Here is a 20082-nt window from a genome sequence, read left to right on the forward strand (position 1 = left end):
GTTGGGTGTGGTGGTTTGTTTTTTTTTTATAAGAGACAGCACCGCCGCGGGCCGCGGGGAGGGTGCGGGAGCGCGGCCCGGGGCGGGGCGGGGGACCCGCGCCCGCGCCGCCCATCAGCGGCCCCCCTCCGCGCCGAAGGCCACCGCGGCCGTGTCCGCCTCCGGCGCCTGCGCCGGATGCCCCGGCCCGGCCGCCTGAGCCGCCACCGGGCGCCACAGCCGCCCGAAGCCGAACCTCGCCGCCTCCACCTCGTGCCGCTGGTCGGCGTGGAGCACTCCGAGCGCGTAGGCGGTGGCGGGGGCGATACGGGGGGTACGGGCCGCGGCGGCGGCCGCCGAGGCCGCCTCGGCGGCGTCCTTGTGCCGGTCCAGCGCCCGGCTCGCGGCGGTCAGCGCCGGGTCGTCGGCGCCCAGCACCTCGTGGGCGTACCGGCGCAGCCGCACCAGCAGCCGCACCTGGTTCCAGGCCGCGTCCAGCTCCCCGTCCACGACGAGGGTGTGGGCGAACGCCTCGCCGTTGTACGACTGGCGGGCCCGGGTCAGCGGCAGCGCCTCCACCGCCTCGGCCGCCCGCCGGTGGGCCTGCTCGGCCAGCGGCGGCAGCACGCGTGCGGCCGGGCGGGCGACGGCCTCGCCGGCCAGGGGCGCCTCGGAGGCCAGCACGGCGACCGCGTCGGCCACGGCGTGGAAGCGGGCCGAGCCGAGCGTCTGGAGGGCGGCGGAGTGGGCTCGGGTCCGGGCGAGGGTGAGCTGCCGCTCCAGCAGCGCTCCGGCGCGGGCCGCGCCGATGCCCAGGCCGCCGCCGCCGGGCGAGGAGGAGCCGCGCTGGGCGGGCGGTCCGGTGGCGGCGGAGCCGGCCGCGGAGCTGTCGGCGTCCGCCACCCCGGCCGGCGCCGACGACAGCCGGTGCAGCGCCCCCAGCAGCCTCTCCAGCCGTACCTCGTACGCCCGCTCCCGCCCCAGCACGCCCGACAGCCAGGCCAGCTCGGAGCCGATCTGGTCGGCCCGGGCGGCGTCGGTCAGCGGCCGGTAGACCCGCAGCGCCGCGCCGACGCGGCGGGCGCAGCGGCGCATCGTCCGCACGGCCTCGGCCGCGACGGCCGCCGACTCGGCGCTGCCCGCGCTCTCCTCGTGCAGCCGCAGGCCGCGCAGGAAGCCGGTGGCCTGCCGGTGGAGGTACTCGGCCAGCACCTCGCCCGCGGTGGCCTCCCCCGGACCCGGATCCGTCTCGCGGAGATCCTCGCGGACCGCCTCCGGAAGCATCCGCGGATACGGCTCCCCTCCCCCGTCGGCCGCGTTGAGGGGCAGGTCATGTGGCTGGACCACGTCGGCGCCTCCGGGCGTCGATGAGCATTTCCTGGACGTTCCGCAGGGGCCGCCCCTCGGCGTCGGTCGCGTGACGCGTCCACTCGCCGTCCGGGCCGAGGTGCCAGGAGGCGGTGGTGTCCGCCATGCCGGTCTCCAGCAGCCGGTCGAGGGCGGCCCGGTGGCCGGGGTCGGTGACCCGTACCAGCGCCTCGATGCGCCGGTCGAGGTTGCGGTGCATCATGTCGGCGCTGCCGATCCACACCTCCGGATCGCCTCCGCCCGCGAAGGCGAAGACCCGGGAGTGCTCCAGGAATCGCCCCAGCACGCTGCGCACCCGGATGTTCTCCGACAGTCCCGCCACCCCCGGCCGTACCGCGCAGATGCCGCGCACCCACACGTCCACGGGCACCCCGGCCCGGGAGGCGCGGTAGAGGGAGTCGACGATCGCCTCGTCGACGATCGAGTTGACCTTGATCCGCACGTACGCCGGCCGCCCGGCCCGGTGGTGGGCTATCTCGCGGTTGACGCGCTGGACCAGCCCGTCGCGCAGCGAGCTGGGCGCGACCAGCAGCCGGCGGTAGGTGGTGCGGCGCGAGTAGCCCGACAGCCGGTTGAACAGGTCGGACAGATCGGCGCCGACCTGCGGGTCGGCCGTCAGCAGACCCAGGTCCTCGTACAGGCGGGCGGTCTTGGGGTGGTAGTTGCCGGTGCCGACGTGGCTGTAGCGGCGCAGCGTATCGCCCTCCTGCCGCACCACCAGGGACAGCTTGCAGTGCGTCTTGAGGCCGACGAGGCCGTAGACGACGTGGCAGCCGGCCTCCTCCAGCTTCCGCGCCCACTTGATGTTGGCCTGCTCGTCGAAGCGGGCCTTGATCTCCACCAGCACCAGCACCTGCTTGCCGGACTCGGCCGCGTCTATCAGCGCGTCCACGATCGGGGAGTCGCCGGAGGTGCGGTACAGCGTCTGCTTGATCGCCAGCACGTCCGGGTCGGCGGCGGCCTGCTCCAGGAAGCGCTGCACGGAGGTGGAGAAGGAGTCGTAGGGGTGGTGCAGCAGCACGTCGCGCTCGCGCAGCGCCCCGAAGACGTCGGGCGCGGAGGCCGACTCGACCTCGGCCAGGTCGCGGTGGGTGCCGGCGACGAACTTGCGGTACTTCAGCTCCGGCTTGTCCAGCGAGGCGATCCCGAACAGGCCGGTGAGGTCCAGCGGGCCGGGCAGCGGGTAGACCTCGGCCTCGGAGACCTTCAGCTCGCGCACCAGCAGGTCCAGCACGTACGGGTCGATGGACTCCTCGACCTCCAGGCGCACCGGCGGGCCGAAGCGGCGCCTCATCAGCTCCTTCTCCAGCGCCATCAGCAGGTTCTCGGCGTCGTCCTCCTCCACCTCCAGGTCCTCGTTGCGGGTGACCCGGAACATGTGGTGGGCGAGGACCTCCATCCCGGGGAACAGCTCCTCCAGGTGGGCCGCGATCACGTCCTCGATGGGCACGTAGCGCTGCGGGGATGCCTCCAGGAAGCGGGACAGCAGCGGTGGCACCTTCACCCTCGCGAAGTGGTTGTGTCCGCTGACCGGGTTGCGCACGACCACGGCCAGGTTCAGCGACAGCCCGGAGATGTAGGGGAAGGGGTGGGCCGGGTCCACCGCCAGCGGGGTCAGCACGGGGTAGATCCGCTGCCGGAAGAGGGTGAACAGGCGGGCCTGCTCCTTCTCCGTCAGGTCCGGCCAGCGCACCAGGTGGATGCCCTCGTCGGCCAGGGCGGGCAGGACGTCCTGCTGGAAGCAGGCGGCGTGCCGGGCCATGAGCTCGCGCGAGCGGTTCCAGATCAGCTCCAGCACCTCGCGCGGCTGGAGGCCGGAGGCTGAACGGGTGGCCACCCCGGTGGCGATGCGGCGCTTGAGGCCGGCGACGCGCACCATGAAGAACTCGTCGAGGTTGCTGGCGAAGATGGCCAGGAAGTTCGCCCGCTCCAGCAGCGGCGTGGCGGGATCCTCGGCCAGCTCCAGCACCCGCTCGTTGAAGGCGAGCCAGCTGCGCTCCCGGTCGAGGAAACGTCCCTGCGGCAGCTCCTCGTCCGCCCCGTCGGGACCCTCGCCCTCGCGGTACGCGTCGGGGTCCGCGTCGAGACCGGGCTCGATCGCGTGCCCCGGCGTGATCATGGCGTGGGGACGCGAGGCGGCGATGGAACCGACGGAGGGCTGGACAGGCTGGCTCATTCCTCCATTGTTCCGCGCCGCCAGAGGCAACGGCGCGTCGGCGAGCTGCGGCCCGGGGCGTGGCCCCGGGGCCGACGCCTTCGGCACGACGGGCTGCATTCCGCGATGCTCGCAAGCGAGCCTGAATCGCCGGTTAAGCAGACATGGCTGTCAGGCGATCCCCGCACTTCGCGCGGGTGCCGAACACCGGAACGATTCACTCCGGCGAACCGTCGCGGCGGCGGCCGGGTGGTCGCTCCACAGCCGTTCGGGCTGACTGTCAGTGGTCGCCCTTACGTTCGTGTGCCATGACGACCACGGCATCGGCGGTGCACACCTACACCTATCTCCGGCCCTCGGCCGTGCGCGGCGGCGCGGGCGGGCCCGAGCTGGGGCTGGAGACCTCGGGCGGGGCGACGCCGGCGGGGGCGAGCGCGCATCCCCGGTTCTTCTCCGGGTTCGTGACCGCGCCCGAGGCAGCCGCCGCGGCGCTGCTGTCCGTCGCCGACGTGGCCTCGGCCCGCTACCACCAGCGCCTGGCTGCCGCATCCCTCGATCCGGTGGTGACGGGAAACGGCGACCGGCTGCGGTTCGAGTCGTTCTCCGGCTGCTGCGGCGTCCACGCCCGTCTCGACGTCCTCGGCGAGGGCCTGGACGGGGACGACATCGGCCGCGGCACCACCAACGTGGACGTCAACAACCCGCTGCGCGAGGCACTGGTCCGGGTGGGCCCCTCCGATCCCCTCCATCTGCGGGTCGGCCCGGAGGAGCTGGAGGTGACCACCTTCGACGGGCCGGTGGTGGAGAAGAAGGTGCCGCTGCCGGACCGCTGGCTGCGCGGCTTCGCCGAGACCCAGGTGATCGCCTCCGCCTTCGACCTGCGCGCGGAGGTCACCACCGCCGAGGCGGTCCGCCTCCTGCGCTCCCTGCCGCGCACCCGCCCGGGTTCGGGATCCGCCCTCTGGGTGGTGCGGGCCGGGCGCTCCCTGCGGCCGACCACCCGGCCCGTGCCCGGCGCCGTCTGCCTGCCCGGACCGGACCGGCTCTCGGCCCTGCTGCGGGTGCTGCGCCACGCCACCGGGCTGCGGCTGTACGGGCCGCCCGCGACGACCGCGAGCGGCGCGGCGGCCTCCGCCTGGGAGCTGCTGCTGCCGGGGATGCGGCTGACCCTCACCCTCTCCCCCGATCCGGTGCGCGGTTTCTCGGGCGAGGGCGCGGTGCTGGAGGCGCTGTCCGGTGAGGAGGCGGCCGAGGACGCCGGTCCGGTGTCGGTGCTGCTGGCCTGGGAGCCGCGCGTGGACGTCGGGGAGCTGGCCCGGCGGTCGGGTCTGACGCCGCAGCGGGTGCGCGCCGCCCTGACCGTGCTGGGCACCGCCGGGCGGATCGGCTACGACACCGCCGAGGCGGCGTACTTCCACCGCGAGCTGCCCTACGGCGCCGGGCGGGCCCGGCCCGCGCCACCACGTCCCGGCCGTGCGCGCCGGCCCGGACGCCCGGGGCGTCCCGGATGACCAGGGACGCCCCGGCTTCCGGTGTCACGGCTTCCCGGACAGGTGAGGGGCCGATGCGTTCGCCCCCCTGCTCGCCACAGCCTTCCCCTGCGCCCCGGTGGTCCTCACCCCGGGCCCGGCGTGCTCACCGTGCCGGTTCAGCCCTCCGTGCGGTACATCAGGTCCACCTCGTGGGTCTCGAACCCCAGGCCCTCGTAGACCTTCACGGCCGCGGTGTTGTCGGCGTCCACGTACAGCATCGCGGTCGGCAGGCCGCGGTCGCGGGCGAGGTAGCGCAGGCCCACCAGCGTCAGCGCCTTGCCCAGGCCGCCGCCCTGGGCCCCGGGGGTGACCCCGACGACGTACACCTCGCCGAGCTGCTCGGCGCTGTGGACCTTCGTCCAGTGGAAGCCGAGCAGCTCCTCGCCCTCGCCGGCGCCTGCGGTGTCCCCGCCGCCGCGCACGGCGAGGAAGAAGCCCTTGGGGTCGAACCACGGCTCGGCCTCGCGGTCGTCCAGGTCGCGCTGGGTCATGCCGCCCTGCTCGGGGTGGTGGGCGAAGGCGGCGGCGTTGGCGGCCAGCCAGGCGGTGTCGTCGCGGCCGGGGGCGAAGGTGCGCAGCCGCACCCCCGGCGGCAGCGCCGGCTCGGGCAGGTCCGGTCCCGTCAGCGGGCGCCGCATCTGCCGCAGTTCGCGGAAGAGGGTGAGGCCGAGCAGCCGGGCCAGGTGCCGTGCGGCCGGGTGGCCGCCGTGCGCCCACACTCGCAGCCGCCGGCCCGACGCCTCCAGCAGCGCGCGGCCCAGGGCGAGCCCGTGGCCCCGGTTGCGGTGGCCGGGGTGGACGACGAACTCGCCGGTCGGGGCCTCGACCGGGTCGGTGTCCTCCAGTTGCCCGTAACCGGCCAGCTCCCCCTGTTGCCAGAGCAGCAGGTGCCGTACGCCGGCGCGGCGGCCACCGCGCAGCTGGAGGCGGCCCTGCTCGGAGACGGCCGGCTGGCCGTCCACCCGGGCGGCCTCGTCGATCAGCGCCTGTGCCTGCCGCACGGCCTCGGGCGTCAGCTCGTCCACAACCACCACGTCGCTCATAGGGAGAAGCCTACGCAGCATCGAAACCCTGCGGTTACCGAAGCGACGATGACACGCTACGCGCGTTGACCTAGGCTTCCCCCGCCACCACCGGCCACTTCCGGGCCAATTCACGGCTTCGACAAGGGAACAGAAGGGGACAGAACATGTCCACTCCGCCCAAGCGGTATCCCCTCTCCCGCAGACTCACCGCCGCCGCGGCCGGTCTGCTGACGGTCGGCGCCCTCGGCGCCGCCATGCCCGCCGCCGCGCAGGACGCCCCGCCGGCGGCCCCCGGCGCGCACGGCGACCGCGGCAAGCACCACGGACGCACCGTCGACCTCCAGGTACTCGCCATCAACGACTTCCACGGCAACCTGGAACCCCCGACCGGTTCCTCCGGCCGCGTGACCCACGAGCACCCCGACGGCACCACCGAGCAGATCGACGCGGGCGGCGCCGAGTACCTCGCCACCTCCCTGCGCGAGGCCCGTAAGGGCAACCCGTACTCGGTCACCGTCGCCCCCGGCGACATCGTCGGCGCCAGCCCGCTGCTGTCGGGCCTCTTCCACGACGAGCCCACCATCGAGGCGATGAACGCGCTCGGCATGGACGTCGTGGGCGTCGGCAACCACGAGTTCGACGAGGGCGCCGCCGAGCTCGAGCGCCTGCGGAAGGGCGGCTGCCACCCCGAGGACGGCTGCTACGACGAGGGCCGTACCTTCGGCGGCGCCGATTTCCCGATCCTCGCGGCCAACGTCGTCGACGAGAAGACCGGCAGGCCGCTGATGGCCCCCTACACCGTCAAGAAGATGAAGGGCGTCCGCGTCGGCTTCATCGGCGTCACGCTGGAGGGCACGCCGGACATCGTCTCGGCCGAGGGCGTCAAGGGGCTGAAGTTCCTCGACGAGGCCGAGACCATCGACAAGTACACCGAGGAGCTGCGCCGCAAGGGCGTCAACGCCGTCATCGCCCTGGTCCACGAGGGCGGGTTCCCGGCCTCCAGCGCCTACAACGCCGACTGCGGCGAGGACGGCGGCGGGCTGTCCGGCCCGATCGTGGACATCGCCAGGCGGACGAACGCGGGCGTGGACGCGCTGATCACCGGCCACACCCACCAGCCGTACGTCTGCTCCGTCCCCGACCCGCGGGGCGAGGACCGCCTGGTCACCTCCGCCGCCTCCTACGGCCGGCTGTTCACCGAGCTGAACATGGAGTACGACCGCCGCACCCGCGACATCGTGCGCGCCTCTGTGGAGGGCGCCAACCGCGTCGTCCACCGCAACCAGGAGAAGGCCGCCGACCTCACCGCCCTGATCGACTACTGGAAGGGGCTGGCCGCGCCCGTCGCGGGCCGTCCCATCGGCTGGATCTCCGAGGACATCACCGCCGACCGCACCGCGCCCGAGTCCCCGCTGGGCGACCTGATCGCCGACGCCCAGTTCGCCCACGCCCGCGGGCTGGACCCGGAGGCGGACCTGGCCCTGATGAACCCCGGCGGCATCCGCGCCGACCTGGTGCACGCGGCCTCCGGCACCGAGGGCGACGGCGTGGTGACGTACGCCGAGGGCTTCACCGTCCAGCCCTTCTCCAACACCGTCAACCTGACCACCCTCACCGGCGAGCAGCTCCTGACGGTGCTGCGCGAGCAGGTCAGCGGCGCCAACGAGGCCTCCCCGAAGATCCTCCAGGTCTCCTCCGGTCTCACCTACACCCTCGACCTCACCCGGTCCGGCGCGGACCGGATCGTCGCGGACTCGGTGCGGCTGAACGGCGAGCCGATCGACCCGTCGGCCTCCTACCGCGTCGCGGTCAACTCCTTCCTGGCGGGCGGCGGCGACGGCTTCCCGACGCTGGCTCAGGGCACCGACCCGCTGGTGGGCGGCGACGACCTGGCGGCCCTCCAGGACCACCTGACCGCCAACTCCTCCGCCGCCGACCCGCTGGACGCCCCGGCGGCGGACCGGATCACGGTCGTCCGGTGACCCCCCACGGCGGATGAGCCTCCCTCCGCGGGCCGTCTCCCCCCGGCCCGCGGAGCTCCCCCACAACGCCGCCGACCGGTCACCCGACCGGTCGGCGGCGTTCTTCACGGCTCCCTCGATACCCCGGACCACGCGCCGCCACCCGGGTGGAGATCCGGCGCCGACAGGGGCGGAAGCGGCGTGCGCGGCATGGCCCGGCACCGGGCCGGACACCCCCCGGCGGCCCGCCCGGAGGATTCCCGGGAGTGAGAGGACGACAGGAGATGGCCACGCGACATGCCCGGGGCGTTCCCGGCCGCCGCCGGCCGGCGGCGCTGCTCGTACTGCTGCTCGCGCTTTCCGGCGCCGCGGGATGCGGCGGGAAGGGGGCCGAGGGCATCACCGAGGTGAACGAGGCGTTCGAGAGCGGCGACGCCGAGTCCGTGACCGGGCAGGAGAGGACGGTCGAGGGGGAGATGCCGGCCGTGGACCAGGACGATCCGGTCCGCGTCACCGGCATCGTGGGCGAGTTCGGGATCGCCGAGGTCGAGCGGGAGCTCGGCGTGGAGCTGCCGGAGACGCTGTACGAGGAGTACGAGGGCGGCCCCTACATCAGGGCCCGGCGCATCGCCGAGGACGTGGAGCTGGACTGAGCGGCGCGCCCCGTCACCGCCGTCGCGGTGCCCCGACCGCTTCGCGGCGCCGGAAAACGCTTCGACGCCGTACGCCGCCCCGCCTAGACTCGACCGCCATGACCACCCTTCGGACGTTCCACGGCATCCCCGTCCTGGTGTGTGCCGGCGAGGGCGCGCCCATCGGCGAGCGCGAGGCGCTGGACCTGATCGGCGACGCCGGGTACCAGGGCGCCCGGTGGGTCGCCGTGCCCGCCGGGCGGCTGCACGAGGACTTCTTCCGGCTGAGTACCGGCCTGGCCGGAGAGATCGTCCAGAAGTTCGCCAACTACCGCCTGGGACTCGCCGTCGTCGGCGACGTCTCCGCCCGTACGGCTGCCAGCGCGTCGCTGCGGGACTTCGTCCGCGAGTGCGACCGCGGCAGGCAGACGTGGTTCGTCGCCGACGAGACGGAACTCGCCGAGCGCCTCACCCCGTAGCCGTTCCGTCCGGCCTCCCCCCGGACCGGCCGGGCGTCTCCGGCGGGGGCACCGGGGCGCCGGGGAGGCGCAGGACGGCTTCCGTGCCGCCGCCCGGGGCCGGGTGGAGGGCGATCTCGCCGCCGCCGCGGCGCACCGTGCGGGCCACGATGGCCAGGCCCAGGCCCGAGCCGGGGAGGCTTCGGGCGGACGGGGAGCGCCAGAAGCGGTCGAAGACGTGGGGGAGTTCGTCCTCGGGGATGCCGGGGCCCCGGTCGCGCACGCGCAGGGTGCCGGTGGAGCCGTCGAGGCGGACGTCGATCGTTCCGCCGGGCGGGGAGAACTTCACGGCGTTGTCCAGCAGGTTGACCACCGCCCTCTCCAGCGCGGCCGGTTCGGCCCGCACGTACCAGGGGGCCAGGTCGCGGGTGATGGTGATGTCCGAGCCGCGCAGCCGGGCGCGTTCCACGGCGCGTTCGGCCGTCTCGTGCAGACCGGTGATCTCCACCGGCCCGCCGGCGGCCGCGGCGTCGGGCCGGGACAGCTCCTGGAGGTCGCCGACGAGGGAGGCCAGTTCGCCGATCTGGGCGCGCACCGATTCCAGCAGTTCCCGGCGGTCCTCGGGCGGGAGCGGACGGGCGGCCTGCTCGCTGCGCACCAGCAGGTCGATGTTGGTGCGCAGCGAGGTCAGCGGGGTGCGCAACTCGTGCCCGGCGTCGGCGATCAGCTGTTGCTGGAGGTCGCGGGAGGTGGCCAGGGCGGCGGTCATGGCGTTGAAGGAGCGTGACAGGCGGGCGATCTCGTCGTCGCCCTCGACGGGGATGCGGACGGTCAGGTCCTCGGTGCGGGCGACGTGCTCGACCGCGCCCGTCAGGCTGTCCACCGGGCGCAGGCCGGCGCGCGCGAGCAGGACGCCGGCGCCCGCCGCGCCGAGCACGCCGGTGGCGGCGACCAGGCCGAGGACGAGGGCGAGGGTGTCCAGGCTCTGGTCGATCTCGGCCATCGGGCGGGCCACGGTCACGGCGGCGTCCGTGCCGCTCAGGGGGGTGGTGAGCACCCGGTACTCCTCACCCCCCGCGGTGACGGTGTGCAGGGCCTCCGCGCGCTCGCCGCGGGCGACGGCCACGTCGGCGGCGGAGACCGGCAGGGGCCGTTCGCCGAAGGCCATGCACCTGTCGCCGTCGCGGTCCACGAGCTGCACGGTGGAGTCGAAGGGGTTGGGGGTGTCCAGCCGCTCCTCCTCCGGCACCGCCCGGCACTGCCCGGCACGGACGAGGTCGATGAGCCGGCGGTCGGGGACCCGGTTGGTGTGCAGGGCGTCGTCGAGGGAGTCGACGAGCTGCGCCCGCACCAGGATCCAGGCGGCCAGCGAGCAGGCGGCCACCGCCACCGCCACGGCCACCGCGACCAGCAGTGCCAGGCGCGAGCGCAGCGGCAGGGAGTTGAGCCGGTCGGTCACGGGCGCGCTCCTCCCGGTGCGGGGCCGGATGCCGTGCCGGGCCCGGCGCCCGGGGTGTCCCGCAGGACGTAGCCGATGCCGCGCACGGTGTGCACCAGGCGCGGCTCGCCGCCGGCCTCGGTCTTGCGGCGCAGGTACATCACGTACACGTCCAGGGAGTTGGAGGAGGGTTCGAAGTCGAAGCCCCAGACGGCCTTGAGGATCTGCTCGCGGGTGAGGACCTGGCGCGGGTGGGCCATGAACATCTCCAGCAGCGTGAACTCCGTCCGCGTCAGCTCCACCGGCCGTCCGCCGCGGGTGACCTCGCGCGTGGTGAGGTCCATGCGCAGGTCGGCGAAGGAGAGCACCTCGGTCTCCTCGGCACCGGCCTGCTCGCGGGCGTAGGAGCTGCGGCGCAGCAGGGCGCGGATGCGGGCCAGCAGCTCGTCCAGCTCGAACGGCTTGACCAGGTAGTCGTCCGCGCCCGCGTCCAGGCCGGTGACGCGGTCGCCGACGGTGTCGCGGGCGGTGAGCATCAGCACGGGGACGGTCACCCCGTTCGCGCGCATCCGCCGGGCGGCGGTCAGCCCGTCCATGCGCGGCATCAGCACGTCCAGGATCACCAGGTCGGGGCGGTACGCCTCCACCTGCCGCAGCGCCTCCAGGCCGTCGGCGGCGAGCTCGGTCTCGTAGCCCTCGAAGGCCAGGCTGCGGCGCAGGGCCTGCCGTACGGCCGGCTCGTCGTCGACGACCAGCACGCGCGCGGGCGGAGCGGGACGGGGCGTGGCGGAGGAGGCGGTGGTGGTCATGTCGGGGAGTGTCGCATCCGCCTCATCCGCCGGCGCGCAGGTCGTCGAGGATCTCCTTGACGTCGTTCACGGGTATGGCGAAGCCCAGGCCGACGCTGCCCGCCTCGGCGGCGGTGGAGGCGTTGCTGTGGATCGCGGAGTTGATGCCGACGACACGGCCGTTCATGTCGACCAGCGGGCCGCCGGAGTTGCCGGGGTTGAGGGAGGCGTCGGTCTGGATGGCCCGGTAGGTGGTGGTCTCGGAGCCCAGCTCGCCGTTGTACCGGCCGCCGTCGAACTCGAAGGGCCAGGAACGGTCGTTCCTCGGCCGGCCGTCCTCTCCCGTCCGCTCCACGGTGACCTCGCGGTCCTTGGCGGAGACGATGCCGCTGGTGACCGTGCCCGACAGGCCCTCGGGCGAGCCGAAGGCGACGACCTGATCGCCGACGCGGACGGAGTCGGAGTCGCCCAGCTCGGCGGGGGTGAGCTCGCCCGCGCCCTCGACCCGGAGCAGCGCCATGTCGAGGTCGGGCTCGGTGCCGACGACCTCGGCGCGGGCGGTGTGGCCACCGGAGAGGGTGACCTCGATCCCGGTGGCGCCGGAGACGACGTGGTTGTTGGTGAGGATCTCGCCCTCCTCGGAGATCACCACGCCGGATCCGGTCGCGGAGCCGGAGCGGGAGGAGGCGCTGATCTCCACCACGCTGGGGGTGAGGGCCCCGACGACCCCGGCGACTCCGGTGCCGGTGTCGGAGACGCCTGTGCCGGGGGCGGAGGAGGTGGCGGCGGGCGCGGCGCCGTTCCCGAACGTCTCGGCGGCCAGGGTCGCCGTACCACCGCCGACCGCGGCGGCCACGATCGCCACGGCCGCCAGCAGCCCGACGGGGCGGCGCGCCCGCGGCCGGGCGTGCGTGCCGGGGGCGTGTCCGGCACCGGGCTCGTGGACGGGGGGCCCGGGGGTGGAGGACTCGGGGGTGGAGGGGTCGTACGGCGGGCGGGGCGGATACGCGCGGTTCGTCTCGTGGTCGCTCTCGTGGTCGCTCATGCACACGACTGTGCGCGCCCGGAATGAGAACTTCATGAGGGCGGGCTGAAACCCGGGGAAGAACCGCCCCGGGGTGCCCCGGCCGGAGCCCGGCCCGGCCCGGTCAGGCGCCGCAGCCGCAGGAGCGGCGCACCACCAGTCCCGTCGGGAACTGCCGCACGCGCTCGCGCCGTGAGCCCGTCGCGCGCACCCCGTCGTCCAGCACCAGGTCGACCGCGGCGCGGGCCATCGCCTCGCGGTCCGAGCCCACCGTGGTCAGCGGCGGATCGGTCAGCGCCGCCTCCTTGACGTCGTCGAACCCGGCCACCGCCAGTTCGCCGGGTACGTCCAGGCCCAGTTCGCGGGCGGCACGCAGCACGCCGATGGCCTGGTCGTCGGTGGCGCACACCAGCGCGGGCGGGCGAGCGGGGCCGGCCAGCAGGTCCAGGGCGACGCGGTAGGTGTCGTAGCGGTTGTAGGGGGCCTGGAAGAGACGGCCGTCGGTGGAGTGTCCGGCCTCCTTCATCGCCCGGCGCCAGCCCTCCACGTGGTCGGTCACCGGGTCGCCGTAGGCGGGGGTGGACTCCACGCCGCCCAGGCAGGCCACGTACTCGTGGCCGTGCTCCAGCAGGTGCCGGGTGACCATCTGGGCGCCGCCGACGTCGTCGAGGACGACGGCCACGTCGTCGATCGCCTCGGGCCGCCGGTGCAGCAGCACCACACGCGCGTCCCAGGCGTCTATCTCGGCGGCGGCGCGTTCGCTGGGACCCTGGCTGATCAGGATCAGGCCCGAGACGCGCATGCCGAGGAAGGCCCGCAGATAGTGCACCTCGCGCTCGTCGAGGTAGTCGGAGTTGCCGACGAGCACCATCTTCCCGCGGTCGGCGGCGGCCTGTTCGACCGCGTGCGCCATCTCCGCGAAGAACGGCTGGCGGGCGTCGGGGACGATCAGCCCTATCAGGTCGGTACGCCGGGACGCCATCGCCTGCGCGACCCGGTCCGGCCGGTATCCCAGCTCCTTGATCGCGGTGAGCACGCGCTCGCGGGTCGCGGGCGCGACCGGCCGGGGCCCATCGTTTATCACATAACTGACGACCGCGGTCGACGTACCCGCCAGTCTCGCCACATCGTCCCGCGTCACCTTCGCCACAGCGGGCAGTCTACGCGCGCCGACTCATTTTCCTCCCCGGCGAGCGGCGGCCCTCCGCCCGCCCCCGGCCGCGCCGCCGTCCACGCCCCCGGCCGCGTCCTGCGCCATCCTCTCGGCGGCGTCCACGGTCGCCTTCGCGTCCTCGCGGGCCCGGCGCTCCTCGGAGGTCGGCTCCTTCTTCTCCGGCAGCACGAAGCGGTAGCCGACGTTGCGCACGGTCCCGATCAGCGACTCGTGCTCCGGGCCGAGCTTGGCCCGCAGCCGCCGCACGTGGACGTCGACGGTCCGGGTGCCGCCGAAGTAGTCGTAGCCCCACACCTCCTGGAGGAGCTGCGCCCTGGTGAACACCCGGCCGGGGTGCTGCGCCAGGTACTTCAGCAGCTCGAACTCCTTGAAGGTCAGATCCAGCACGCGCCCCTTGAGCTTGGCGCTGTAGGTGGCCTCGTCCACCGACAGGTCGCCGGTGCGGATCTCCGCCGGGCCGTCGTCTCCGGCGATCTGCCGCCGCCCGGTGGCCAGCCGCAGCCGGGCCTCGACCTCGGCCGGGCCGGCGGTGTCCAGCAGGACGTCGTCCACGCCCCACTCGGCGGTGACGGCCGCGAGGCCGCCTTCGGTGACCACCAGGATCAGCGGGCAGCCCGGCCCCGTGGAGCGCAGCAGCTGGCACAGGGAGCGCACCTGCGGCAGGTCGCGGCGGCCGTCGACCAGGACGGCGTCGGCGCCGGGGGTGTCCACCAGCGCCGGGCCCTCGGCCGGGGCCACACGGACGTTGTGCAGCAGCAGGCCGAGCGCGGGCAGGACTTCGGTGGAGGGCTGGAGGGCGTTGGTCAGCAGGAGTAGTGAGCTCATGACGTCGAGTCCTTCCCCGGCCCCGGTCGGGGCGTGTGGCGGCACTGCTTCGTACTGCGCTCCGAAAGCACGAAAGGACCCGGGGGCGGCGCTGCCCGGATCCTTCTCGTCACCGACAATATCCCACATGAGCGAGGACGTGGAGGGGACGGAGGGGGCTTTTCGTGGTGGGGTCGTCACCCGCGGTGGCGGGGGCGCGGGGTGGCGGACGCCTCCGCGCGCACCGCTGCGGGCGCGGCTGCGGACCGAGGACGGAGTGGGCATAGACGCCTGCTACCAGCCCCGCGAGGGAGACTTCGGCGACCGGGACGGGGGCGCGCGGCGGGCCGCCGGACGGGTTCCGGCGATCGTCCTCGCGCACGGTTTCACCGGCTCGCTGGAGCGGCCGGCGGTGCGACGAGTGTCACAGGCGTTCGCCCGGCACGCGGGTGTGATCACGTTCTCCTTCCGCGGACACGGCCGCTCCGGCGGGCGTTCCACGGTCGGTGACCGGGAGGTGCTCGACCTGGCCGCGGCGGTGCGCTGGGCGCGTTCGCTGGGGCACTCCGCGGTGGTGACGGCGGGCTTCTCGATGGGCGGCTCGGTGGTGCTGCGGCACGCGGCGCTCCACCGGCCGGAGGCGGCCGGCGCGGGGCGCGGAGCCGGGGAGGGCGGCGGGGCCGGCCCCGGTGACACCGCGCACAGGATGCACCAGGGGCGCACAGGCGCACACACCGATGCGGTCGTCGCCGTGAGCGCCCCCGCCCGCTGGTACTACCGGGGCACCCCGGCCATGCGACGGGTCCACTGGGCGATCCAGCACCCCGCCGGACGCCTGGTCTCCCGCTACGGGCTGCGCACCCGCGTCCACCACCGGGACTGGGACCCGGTGCCGCTGTCACCGGTGGAGGCCGCGCCGCTGATCGCCCCGACCCCGCTGCTGGTGGTGCACGGCGACCAGGACGCCTACTTCCCGCTGGACCACCCGCACTCGCTGGCCGAGGCGGCCGACCCGGCGTCCTCGGAGCTGTGGATCGAGCGCGGCTTCGGCCACGCCGAGAACGCCGCGCCCCCGGAGCTGCTGGAACGGATCGCCGCCTGGGCGACGGCACGGACCGGGGCGACGGCACGTCATCATGGGAGCGGCACGACGGACGGCTGAGAGGGACACACCATGCCGAGCGGCATGATCCGCTACTGGGCCGCGGCCAAGGCCGCCGCCGGGATCACCGAGGAGAGATACGAGGCCCACACGCTGGCCGAGGCGCTGGCCGAGGCGCGCCGGCGGCATGCCGGCCGGCCGGACTTCGACCGGGTGCTGGGCCTGTGCTCCTTCCTGGTGGACGGCGAGCCGGTCGGCAAGCGCGACCACAACCTCGTCCGACTGACCGAGGGCGGCACCGTCGAGGTGCTTCCCCCCTTCGCGGGAGGCTCCCGTTGACCGACCAGCACCACCCGCCCGGGCGGCCGTACGGCTCCCGGCCCGGCCCCCACGGCCACGAGTACGGCCATGCGTACGGCCAGGACCCTTCGGCTCCCGCGTACGGCGGGTACGACACCTACGGCGAGCCCGCCGGACGGGACCGGTACGGCCGGTACCAGCAGTACGACCAGTACGGCCAGTACACCGCCCCCGGTCAGGATCCGTACACCGCCCCCGGCGTCCCCGCGCCGCCCCACCACCCCGGCCCCGGGCCCCTGCCGCCGGAGCAGGGCGGTACGGCCGGCGTGCCCGGTGCGGCCGCCGCCGCTCCCACCGCCACCCCGCGGCGTACCGGCAGTCCGATCATCGCTCCGGGCCTGACGCCCGCCGCCCTCACCGCCCTCCTGGCCGTGCTGCTCGCGGCCACCGCCCAGGTCTCCCGTCCGGTGTCGGCCGTCGCCGTGGTACTGCTCCAGGCGGTCACGGCCGCGGGCTGGTTCCGGCTCAACGGCATGTGGCCCGCGCGGCAGGGCATCGCGCTGGCGTTCCTGGCGGGCGTCACCGCGGACATCGCCCTGCTGGTGCTCGGCGCCGGGCACGCCTCGGCCGTCGTCGTCGGCACGCTCGGGGTGTGGGTCCTGTTCGTCCTCGTGCTCCAGCTGCGCAACCACTCCTCGCCCGACGAGCGCCTGTACGCTCTGACGGCCGGGGTCGCCTCCACCGCCCTCGCCGTGCTCGCCGTCGGCCATCTGGCCGCCGAGCCCGACGCGGTGACGGCTGGCGCGCTCGCCGTGGCGGCCGCCGCGCTCGCCCGGGCGCTGCCGCTGCCGCAGGCGGTCTCCGTGGCCGTCTCGCTGTCGGCCGCCGCGGGCGCGGGCGCCGCGGCCGGGCAGTTCACCTCCCCGGGCGGCTCCGGCGCGGTGCTGGGGCTCGCTGCCGGGGCGTGCGCGCTGGTCGGGCTGCGGGTGGCGAGCTACGACTTCCCCTCCCGCTTCGTCCACATGACGGCCGGTGTGGCGCTGCCGCTGACCGCCGCCGCGCCGGCGGTCCACCTGCTCGGCAGGGCCCTGGTGTAGGGCGGGGCGCGGGGACGCCGGGAAGGTGGTGCGGACCTGTCGCGGAGCACCACGGGTTAGGCTCGCCGGAACCCGATCGGCTTCCGCCGGCGTCGACACGAATCGACCGGCGCGACCGGCCCGACCGTACCCGGCCACCCTGGGGGGACCACCACGATGCGCGCGCTGAAAGCCCTGCTGGGACTCGTCGTCCTCCTCGGCGGCCTGTTCGTCGCCGCCGACCGGCTCGCGGTGAACTTCGCCGAGGACAAGGTCGCCGAGAAGGTCCAGAGCTCCAGGGGCCTGGCGGAGAGACCCGCCGTGGAGATCCACGGCTTCCCCTTCCTCACCCAGGTGGCGGACAAGGAACTGGAGTCGGTGGACGCCACGATGAACGGGCTGACGGTTCAGGTCGGCGGACGCGACGTGGACGTGACGGAGGTGGACGTGCACCTCGGCGGCGTGCGGCTGGAGGACAACTTCTCCTCCGCCGTCGCCGAACGGGCCACCGGCAGCGCGCGGATCAGCTACCAGGACCTGACCGAGGCCGGTGCCAGGGGCGCCTCCCTCGCCTACGCCGGCGCGGAGCGGGCCGCGAGGAACCAGGTACGGCTGGACGTGAACCTCACCCTCGCGGAGCTCACCCTGCACAGCTCGCTGAAGGTGGAGGGCGGCGACACCATCGCACTGCGCGCCGAGGACCTCCCCGACCTGCCCGTGGCCGAGGACCTCGTGCGGGCACAGATAGACCGCAAGCTCGAGATCACCGGCCTTCCCGCGGGGCTGGCACTGGAAAGGGCCGAGGTGGACGAGGAAGGCGTCGTGCTGCGCCTGAGCGGCACGGACGTGAACCTGGCCGGCTGACGCCGGACCGGCCGCGCACCGGTCGCACACCGACCGGTGCGTCCACTCCCCGAGACGTCCGCGTCCGCTTCCCAGAAGTCCCCTCCCAGAAGCCCGCGCGTCCGTCCGGAGGGACCTCCCGCCCCCTCCCGTGTCTCACGATCCGGGCATCTCTTTCTCATTATCCGGAACCACGGTGACACGCCCGCCCCTCCGTCCCTACGATCGGGCCCATGAAGCGACAGGCGGATCTCACGAAGCGACGGGCAGTCGATCTTTGCCGTGTCGCCGCCATGCTCTGTCGCGCCGTCCTCTGACGGCCGGCTCTCGGCGCTCCCCGCAGCCCGGACCGCAGCCGCACACCACCCCGCTGTCCCCCGCCACCGCGGCGTACAGCCCCGTGCGCGCCCGTCGGCGTCCCGCGCCGCCGCGCGCACGTCCACCGCACACCCCGCGCAGTACCTGCCCTCCGGAGGAGAGACATGAGCCGCAGTGACGTCCTGGTAGACGCCGACTGGGTCGAGGCCCGCATCGACGACCCCAAGGTGGTCATCGTCGAGGTGGACGAGGACACCTCGGCCTACGACAAGAACCACATCAGGAACGCCGTCCGGATCGACTGGCGCACCGACCTCCAGGACCCGGTCCGCCGCGACTTCGTCGACCGGGCCGGCTTCGAGAAGCTGCTGTCCGAGAAGGGCATCGCGGGCGACGACACCGTCGTCCTCTACGGCGGCAACAACAACTGGTTCGCGTCCTACGCCTACTGGTACTTCAAGCTCTACGGCCACCAGGACGTCAAGCTCCTCGACGGCGGCCGCAAGAAGTGGGAGCTGGACGCCCGCGAGCTGGTCTCCGAGGTGCCCGCCCGCGCGAAGACCGAGTACAGGGCCAAGGAGCAGGACAAGTCGATCCGCGCCTTCCGCGACGACGTCGTCGCGGCCATCGGCGAGCTGAACCTGGTGGACGTCCGCTCCCCCGACGAGTTCAGCGGCAAGCTGCTCGCCCCCGCCCACCTGCCGCAGGAGCAGTCGCAGCGCCCGGGCCACATCCCGACCGCCAGCAACATCCCGTGGTCGAAGTCGGCCAACGACGACGGCACCTTCAAGACCGACGAGGAGCTGAAGGAGCTGTACCAGGAGGCGGGTGTGGACCTGTCCAAGGACACCATCGCCTACTGCCGCATCGGCGAGCGCTCCGCCCACACCTGGTTCGTCCTGCACGAGCTGCTGGGCCAGGAGAACGTCAAGAACTACGACGGCTCGTGGACCGAGTACGGCTCGCTGGTCGGCGTGCCGATCGAGCTCGGCGACGGCAAGAGCGCCTGAGCCACCTCCCCCTCCACACTCAACTCCTCGTTCCGGAAGGAAGAGCACCCGATATGTGCGGAGCACAGGCAGGCGGCCCCGACGCCTCCTCCATCAAGCCCGGTGAGACGACGATCCAGGGCCAGGTGACCCGCGACGGCGAGCCCGTCACCGGGTACGTCCGGCTGCTGGACGGCACCGGCGAGTTCACGGCCGAGGTCCCCACCTCCGCCACCGGCCAGTTCCGCTTCTACGCCGCCGAGGGCACCTGGACCGTGCGCGCCCTGGTGCCGGGCGGCACCGCGGACCGCACCGTCGTCGCCCAGCAGGGCGGCCTGGTGGAGGTCCCCATCGCGGTGTGACCGCGGGACGGCCGCAGGACGGGCCGTACGACGCGCTGAGGCCGTGCCCCGGGGTTGGACACCTTGTGCGGGGCACGGCCTCAGCGCCGTCCGGACGGCGCTCAGTAGACCAGGGCCTGTACGCCCTCACCCGTGATCTCGCTGACGAACACCTGGGCCCCGGCGATGCGGACGCCCTCGATCACGTCCTTCTCCCCGATCCCGCGCCGCGCCGCGCACTGGGTGCACAGGGTGATCCGTCCGCCCGCCAGGATGCCGTCGACCAGCTCGGGCAGCGGCGCGGAGTGCGGCAGCTCGAACTCCGCCGCCCGGCCGGGCAGCGCGAACCACGACGACTCCCCGGTCAGCCAGAGCGACACCTCCACTCCGCTGGCCACGGCCACCGCCGCCACCGTGAAGGCCTGCGAGCACCGCTCGGGCGCGTCCGCCCCGGCCGTCACCTTGATCACGAGCTTCTTCGACACAGCTGCCATGCGGACCACGGTAGCCCCTGACACGCACCGCGATCCGATCGTGACCGGCGCGAGCACAACCTTCTCCTCGGCGTTTCTGTCGGCGAACTCACAAACGTGTGAGAGATTTCGTGTCCACGCCCCCGCCGACACCGGCGGAACCCCCCGAGTCCGCGCCCGAGTCCGGAGCCGCGCCCGAACGGGTGCCCGCTCCCGGGCCCGGGGCCCCGGCCCAGGCGGCCCCGCCTCCCCGTCCGCCCGTTCCGCTCCTGCCGCCGCTTCCGCCCGCGCCGCCGAAGCGC

At 74.1% G+C, this 20082-nt stretch carries 20 protein-coding genes; 11 read left to right on the plus strand and 9 right to left on the minus strand.

Annotated features, from left to right (window positions below):
* Positions 1-114 precede the first annotated feature (114 nt).
* Together AC2CJA_RS10970 and AC2CJA_RS10975 are read right to left on the minus strand one after the other, a co-directional pair.
* Positions 115-1263 carry a CHAD domain-containing protein gene (locus AC2CJA_RS10970; RefSeq protein ID WP_484602496.1) on the minus strand — a complete coding sequence of 383 codons (1149 nt, stop codon included), beginning with the start codon at positions 1261-1263 and terminating at the stop codon, positions 115-117.
* Positions 1264-1309: 46 nt separating this feature from the next.
* Positions 1310-3523, minus strand: coding sequence for an RNA degradosome polyphosphate kinase (locus AC2CJA_RS10975; protein WP_484602480.1), 2214 nt, complete (start codon positions 3521-3523; stop codon positions 1310-1312).
* 287 nt (positions 3524-3810) lie between these two features.
* On the opposite strand from AC2CJA_RS10975, the gene AC2CJA_RS10980 reads away from it, so the two are divergent.
* The gene (locus AC2CJA_RS10980) at positions 3811-5013 is read left to right on the plus strand and encodes a DprA-like winged helix domain-containing protein (RefSeq protein WP_484602481.1); all 1203 of its coding nucleotides are present in this window, start codon (positions 3811-3813) and stop codon (positions 5011-5013) included.
* Between the two features lie 137 nt (positions 5014-5150).
* On the opposite strand, the gene mshD is transcribed toward AC2CJA_RS10980, so the two are convergent.
* Complete coding sequence (mshD, locus tag AC2CJA_RS10985) at positions 5151-6077, minus strand: mycothiol synthase (protein WP_484602482.1); 927 nt, start codon at positions 6075-6077, stop codon at positions 5151-5153.
* A 146-nt stretch (positions 6078-6223) separates the two neighbouring features.
* On the opposite strand from mshD, the gene AC2CJA_RS10990 reads away from it, so the two are divergent.
* The 3 genes from AC2CJA_RS10990 (at position 6224) to AC2CJA_RS11000 (ending at position 9131) form a co-directional block, all read left to right on the plus strand.
* Positions 6224-8041: a bifunctional metallophosphatase/5'-nucleotidase gene (locus AC2CJA_RS10990; protein WP_484602483.1), complete on the plus strand. Its 1818-nt coding sequence runs from the start codon at positions 6224-6226 to the stop codon at positions 8039-8041.
* A gap of 263 nt (positions 8042-8304) precedes the next feature.
* Positions 8305-8673 (plus strand): hypothetical protein, encoded by a 369-nt coding sequence (locus AC2CJA_RS10995; RefSeq protein WP_484602484.1) that lies wholly within the window; start codon positions 8305-8307, stop codon positions 8671-8673.
* Positions 8674-8771: 98 nt separating this feature from the next.
* A complete protein-coding gene (locus AC2CJA_RS11000) occupies positions 8772-9131 on the plus strand; it encodes a DUF4180 domain-containing protein (RefSeq protein ID WP_484602485.1) in 360 nt (119 codons plus the stop codon).
* Here the strand turns inward: AC2CJA_RS11000 and AC2CJA_RS11005 are convergent.
* From AC2CJA_RS11005 to AC2CJA_RS11025, 5 genes are all read right to left on the minus strand, one after another.
* Positions 9121-10569, minus strand: coding sequence for a HAMP domain-containing sensor histidine kinase (locus AC2CJA_RS11005; RefSeq protein WP_484602486.1), 1449 nt, complete (start codon positions 10567-10569; stop codon positions 9121-9123). The genes AC2CJA_RS11000 and AC2CJA_RS11005 overlap by 11 nt on opposite strands.
* Positions 10566-11357, minus strand: a complete 792-nt coding sequence (locus AC2CJA_RS11010; protein ID WP_484602487.1) for a response regulator transcription factor — start codon at positions 11355-11357, stop codon at positions 10566-10568. Before AC2CJA_RS11010 ends, AC2CJA_RS11005 begins: the two co-directional genes overlap by 4 nt.
* A 22-nt stretch (positions 11358-11379) precedes the next feature.
* Entirely contained in the window at positions 11380-12381 is a 1002-nt protein-coding gene (locus AC2CJA_RS11015; RefSeq protein ID WP_484602488.1) for a S1C family serine protease, read from the minus strand.
* 103 nt (positions 12382-12484) lie between these two features.
* A complete protein-coding gene (locus tag AC2CJA_RS11020; RefSeq protein ID WP_484602489.1) occupies positions 12485-13510 on the minus strand; it encodes a LacI family DNA-binding transcriptional regulator in 1026 nt (341 codons plus the stop codon).
* Positions 13511-13534: 24 nt separating this feature from the next.
* A complete protein-coding gene (locus AC2CJA_RS11025; protein ID WP_484602490.1) occupies positions 13535-14359 on the minus strand; it encodes a response regulator transcription factor in 825 nt (274 codons plus the stop codon).
* A 127-nt stretch (positions 14360-14486) separates the two neighbouring features.
* Between AC2CJA_RS11025 and AC2CJA_RS11030 the strand changes: the two genes are divergently transcribed.
* The 7 genes from AC2CJA_RS11030 to AC2CJA_RS11060 all read left to right on the plus strand — a co-directional run bounded on the left by AC2CJA_RS11030 (position 14487) and on the right by AC2CJA_RS11060 (position 19328).
* A complete protein-coding gene (locus tag AC2CJA_RS11030) occupies positions 14487-15500 on the plus strand; it encodes an alpha/beta hydrolase (RefSeq protein ID WP_484602491.1) in 1014 nt (337 codons plus the stop codon).
* A 12-nt stretch (positions 15501-15512) separates the two neighbouring features.
* Positions 15513-15779 carry a MoaD/ThiS family protein gene (locus AC2CJA_RS11035; protein ID WP_484602492.1) on the plus strand — a complete coding sequence of 89 codons (267 nt, stop codon included), beginning with the start codon at positions 15513-15515 and terminating at the stop codon, positions 15777-15779.
* Positions 15776-16837 carry a hypothetical protein gene (locus tag AC2CJA_RS11040; RefSeq protein WP_484602493.1) on the plus strand — a complete coding sequence of 354 codons (1062 nt, stop codon included), beginning with the start codon at positions 15776-15778 and terminating at the stop codon, positions 16835-16837. Before AC2CJA_RS11035 ends, AC2CJA_RS11040 begins: the two co-directional genes overlap by 4 nt.
* Positions 16838-16993: 156 nt before the next feature.
* A complete protein-coding gene (locus AC2CJA_RS11045) occupies positions 16994-17680 on the plus strand; it encodes an LmeA family phospholipid-binding protein (protein WP_484602494.1) in 687 nt (228 codons plus the stop codon).
* Between the two features lie 212 nt (positions 17681-17892).
* Entirely contained in the window at positions 17893-17976 is an 84-nt protein-coding gene (locus tag AC2CJA_RS11050; protein ID WP_484602497.1) for a putative leader peptide, read from the plus strand.
* Positions 17977-18141: 165 nt separating this feature from the next.
* A complete protein-coding gene (locus AC2CJA_RS11055; protein ID WP_484602495.1) occupies positions 18142-18987 on the plus strand; it encodes a sulfurtransferase in 846 nt (281 codons plus the stop codon).
* Positions 18988-19040: 53 nt separating this feature from the next.
* Entirely contained in the window at positions 19041-19328 is a 288-nt protein-coding gene (locus tag AC2CJA_RS11060) for a DUF1416 domain-containing protein (RefSeq protein ID WP_093847173.1), read from the plus strand.
* 101 nt (positions 19329-19429) lie between these two features.
* Here the strand turns inward: AC2CJA_RS11060 and AC2CJA_RS11065 are convergent, their stop codons facing one another.
* On the minus strand, positions 19430-19792 hold the full coding sequence (locus tag AC2CJA_RS11065) for a DsrE family protein (RefSeq protein ID WP_484602498.1): 363 nt from the start codon (positions 19790-19792) through the stop codon (positions 19430-19432).
* Between the last annotated feature and the right edge of the window lie 290 nt (positions 19793-20082).

Source organism: Streptomyces sp. ATLC9 (genome assembly GCF_057196705.1).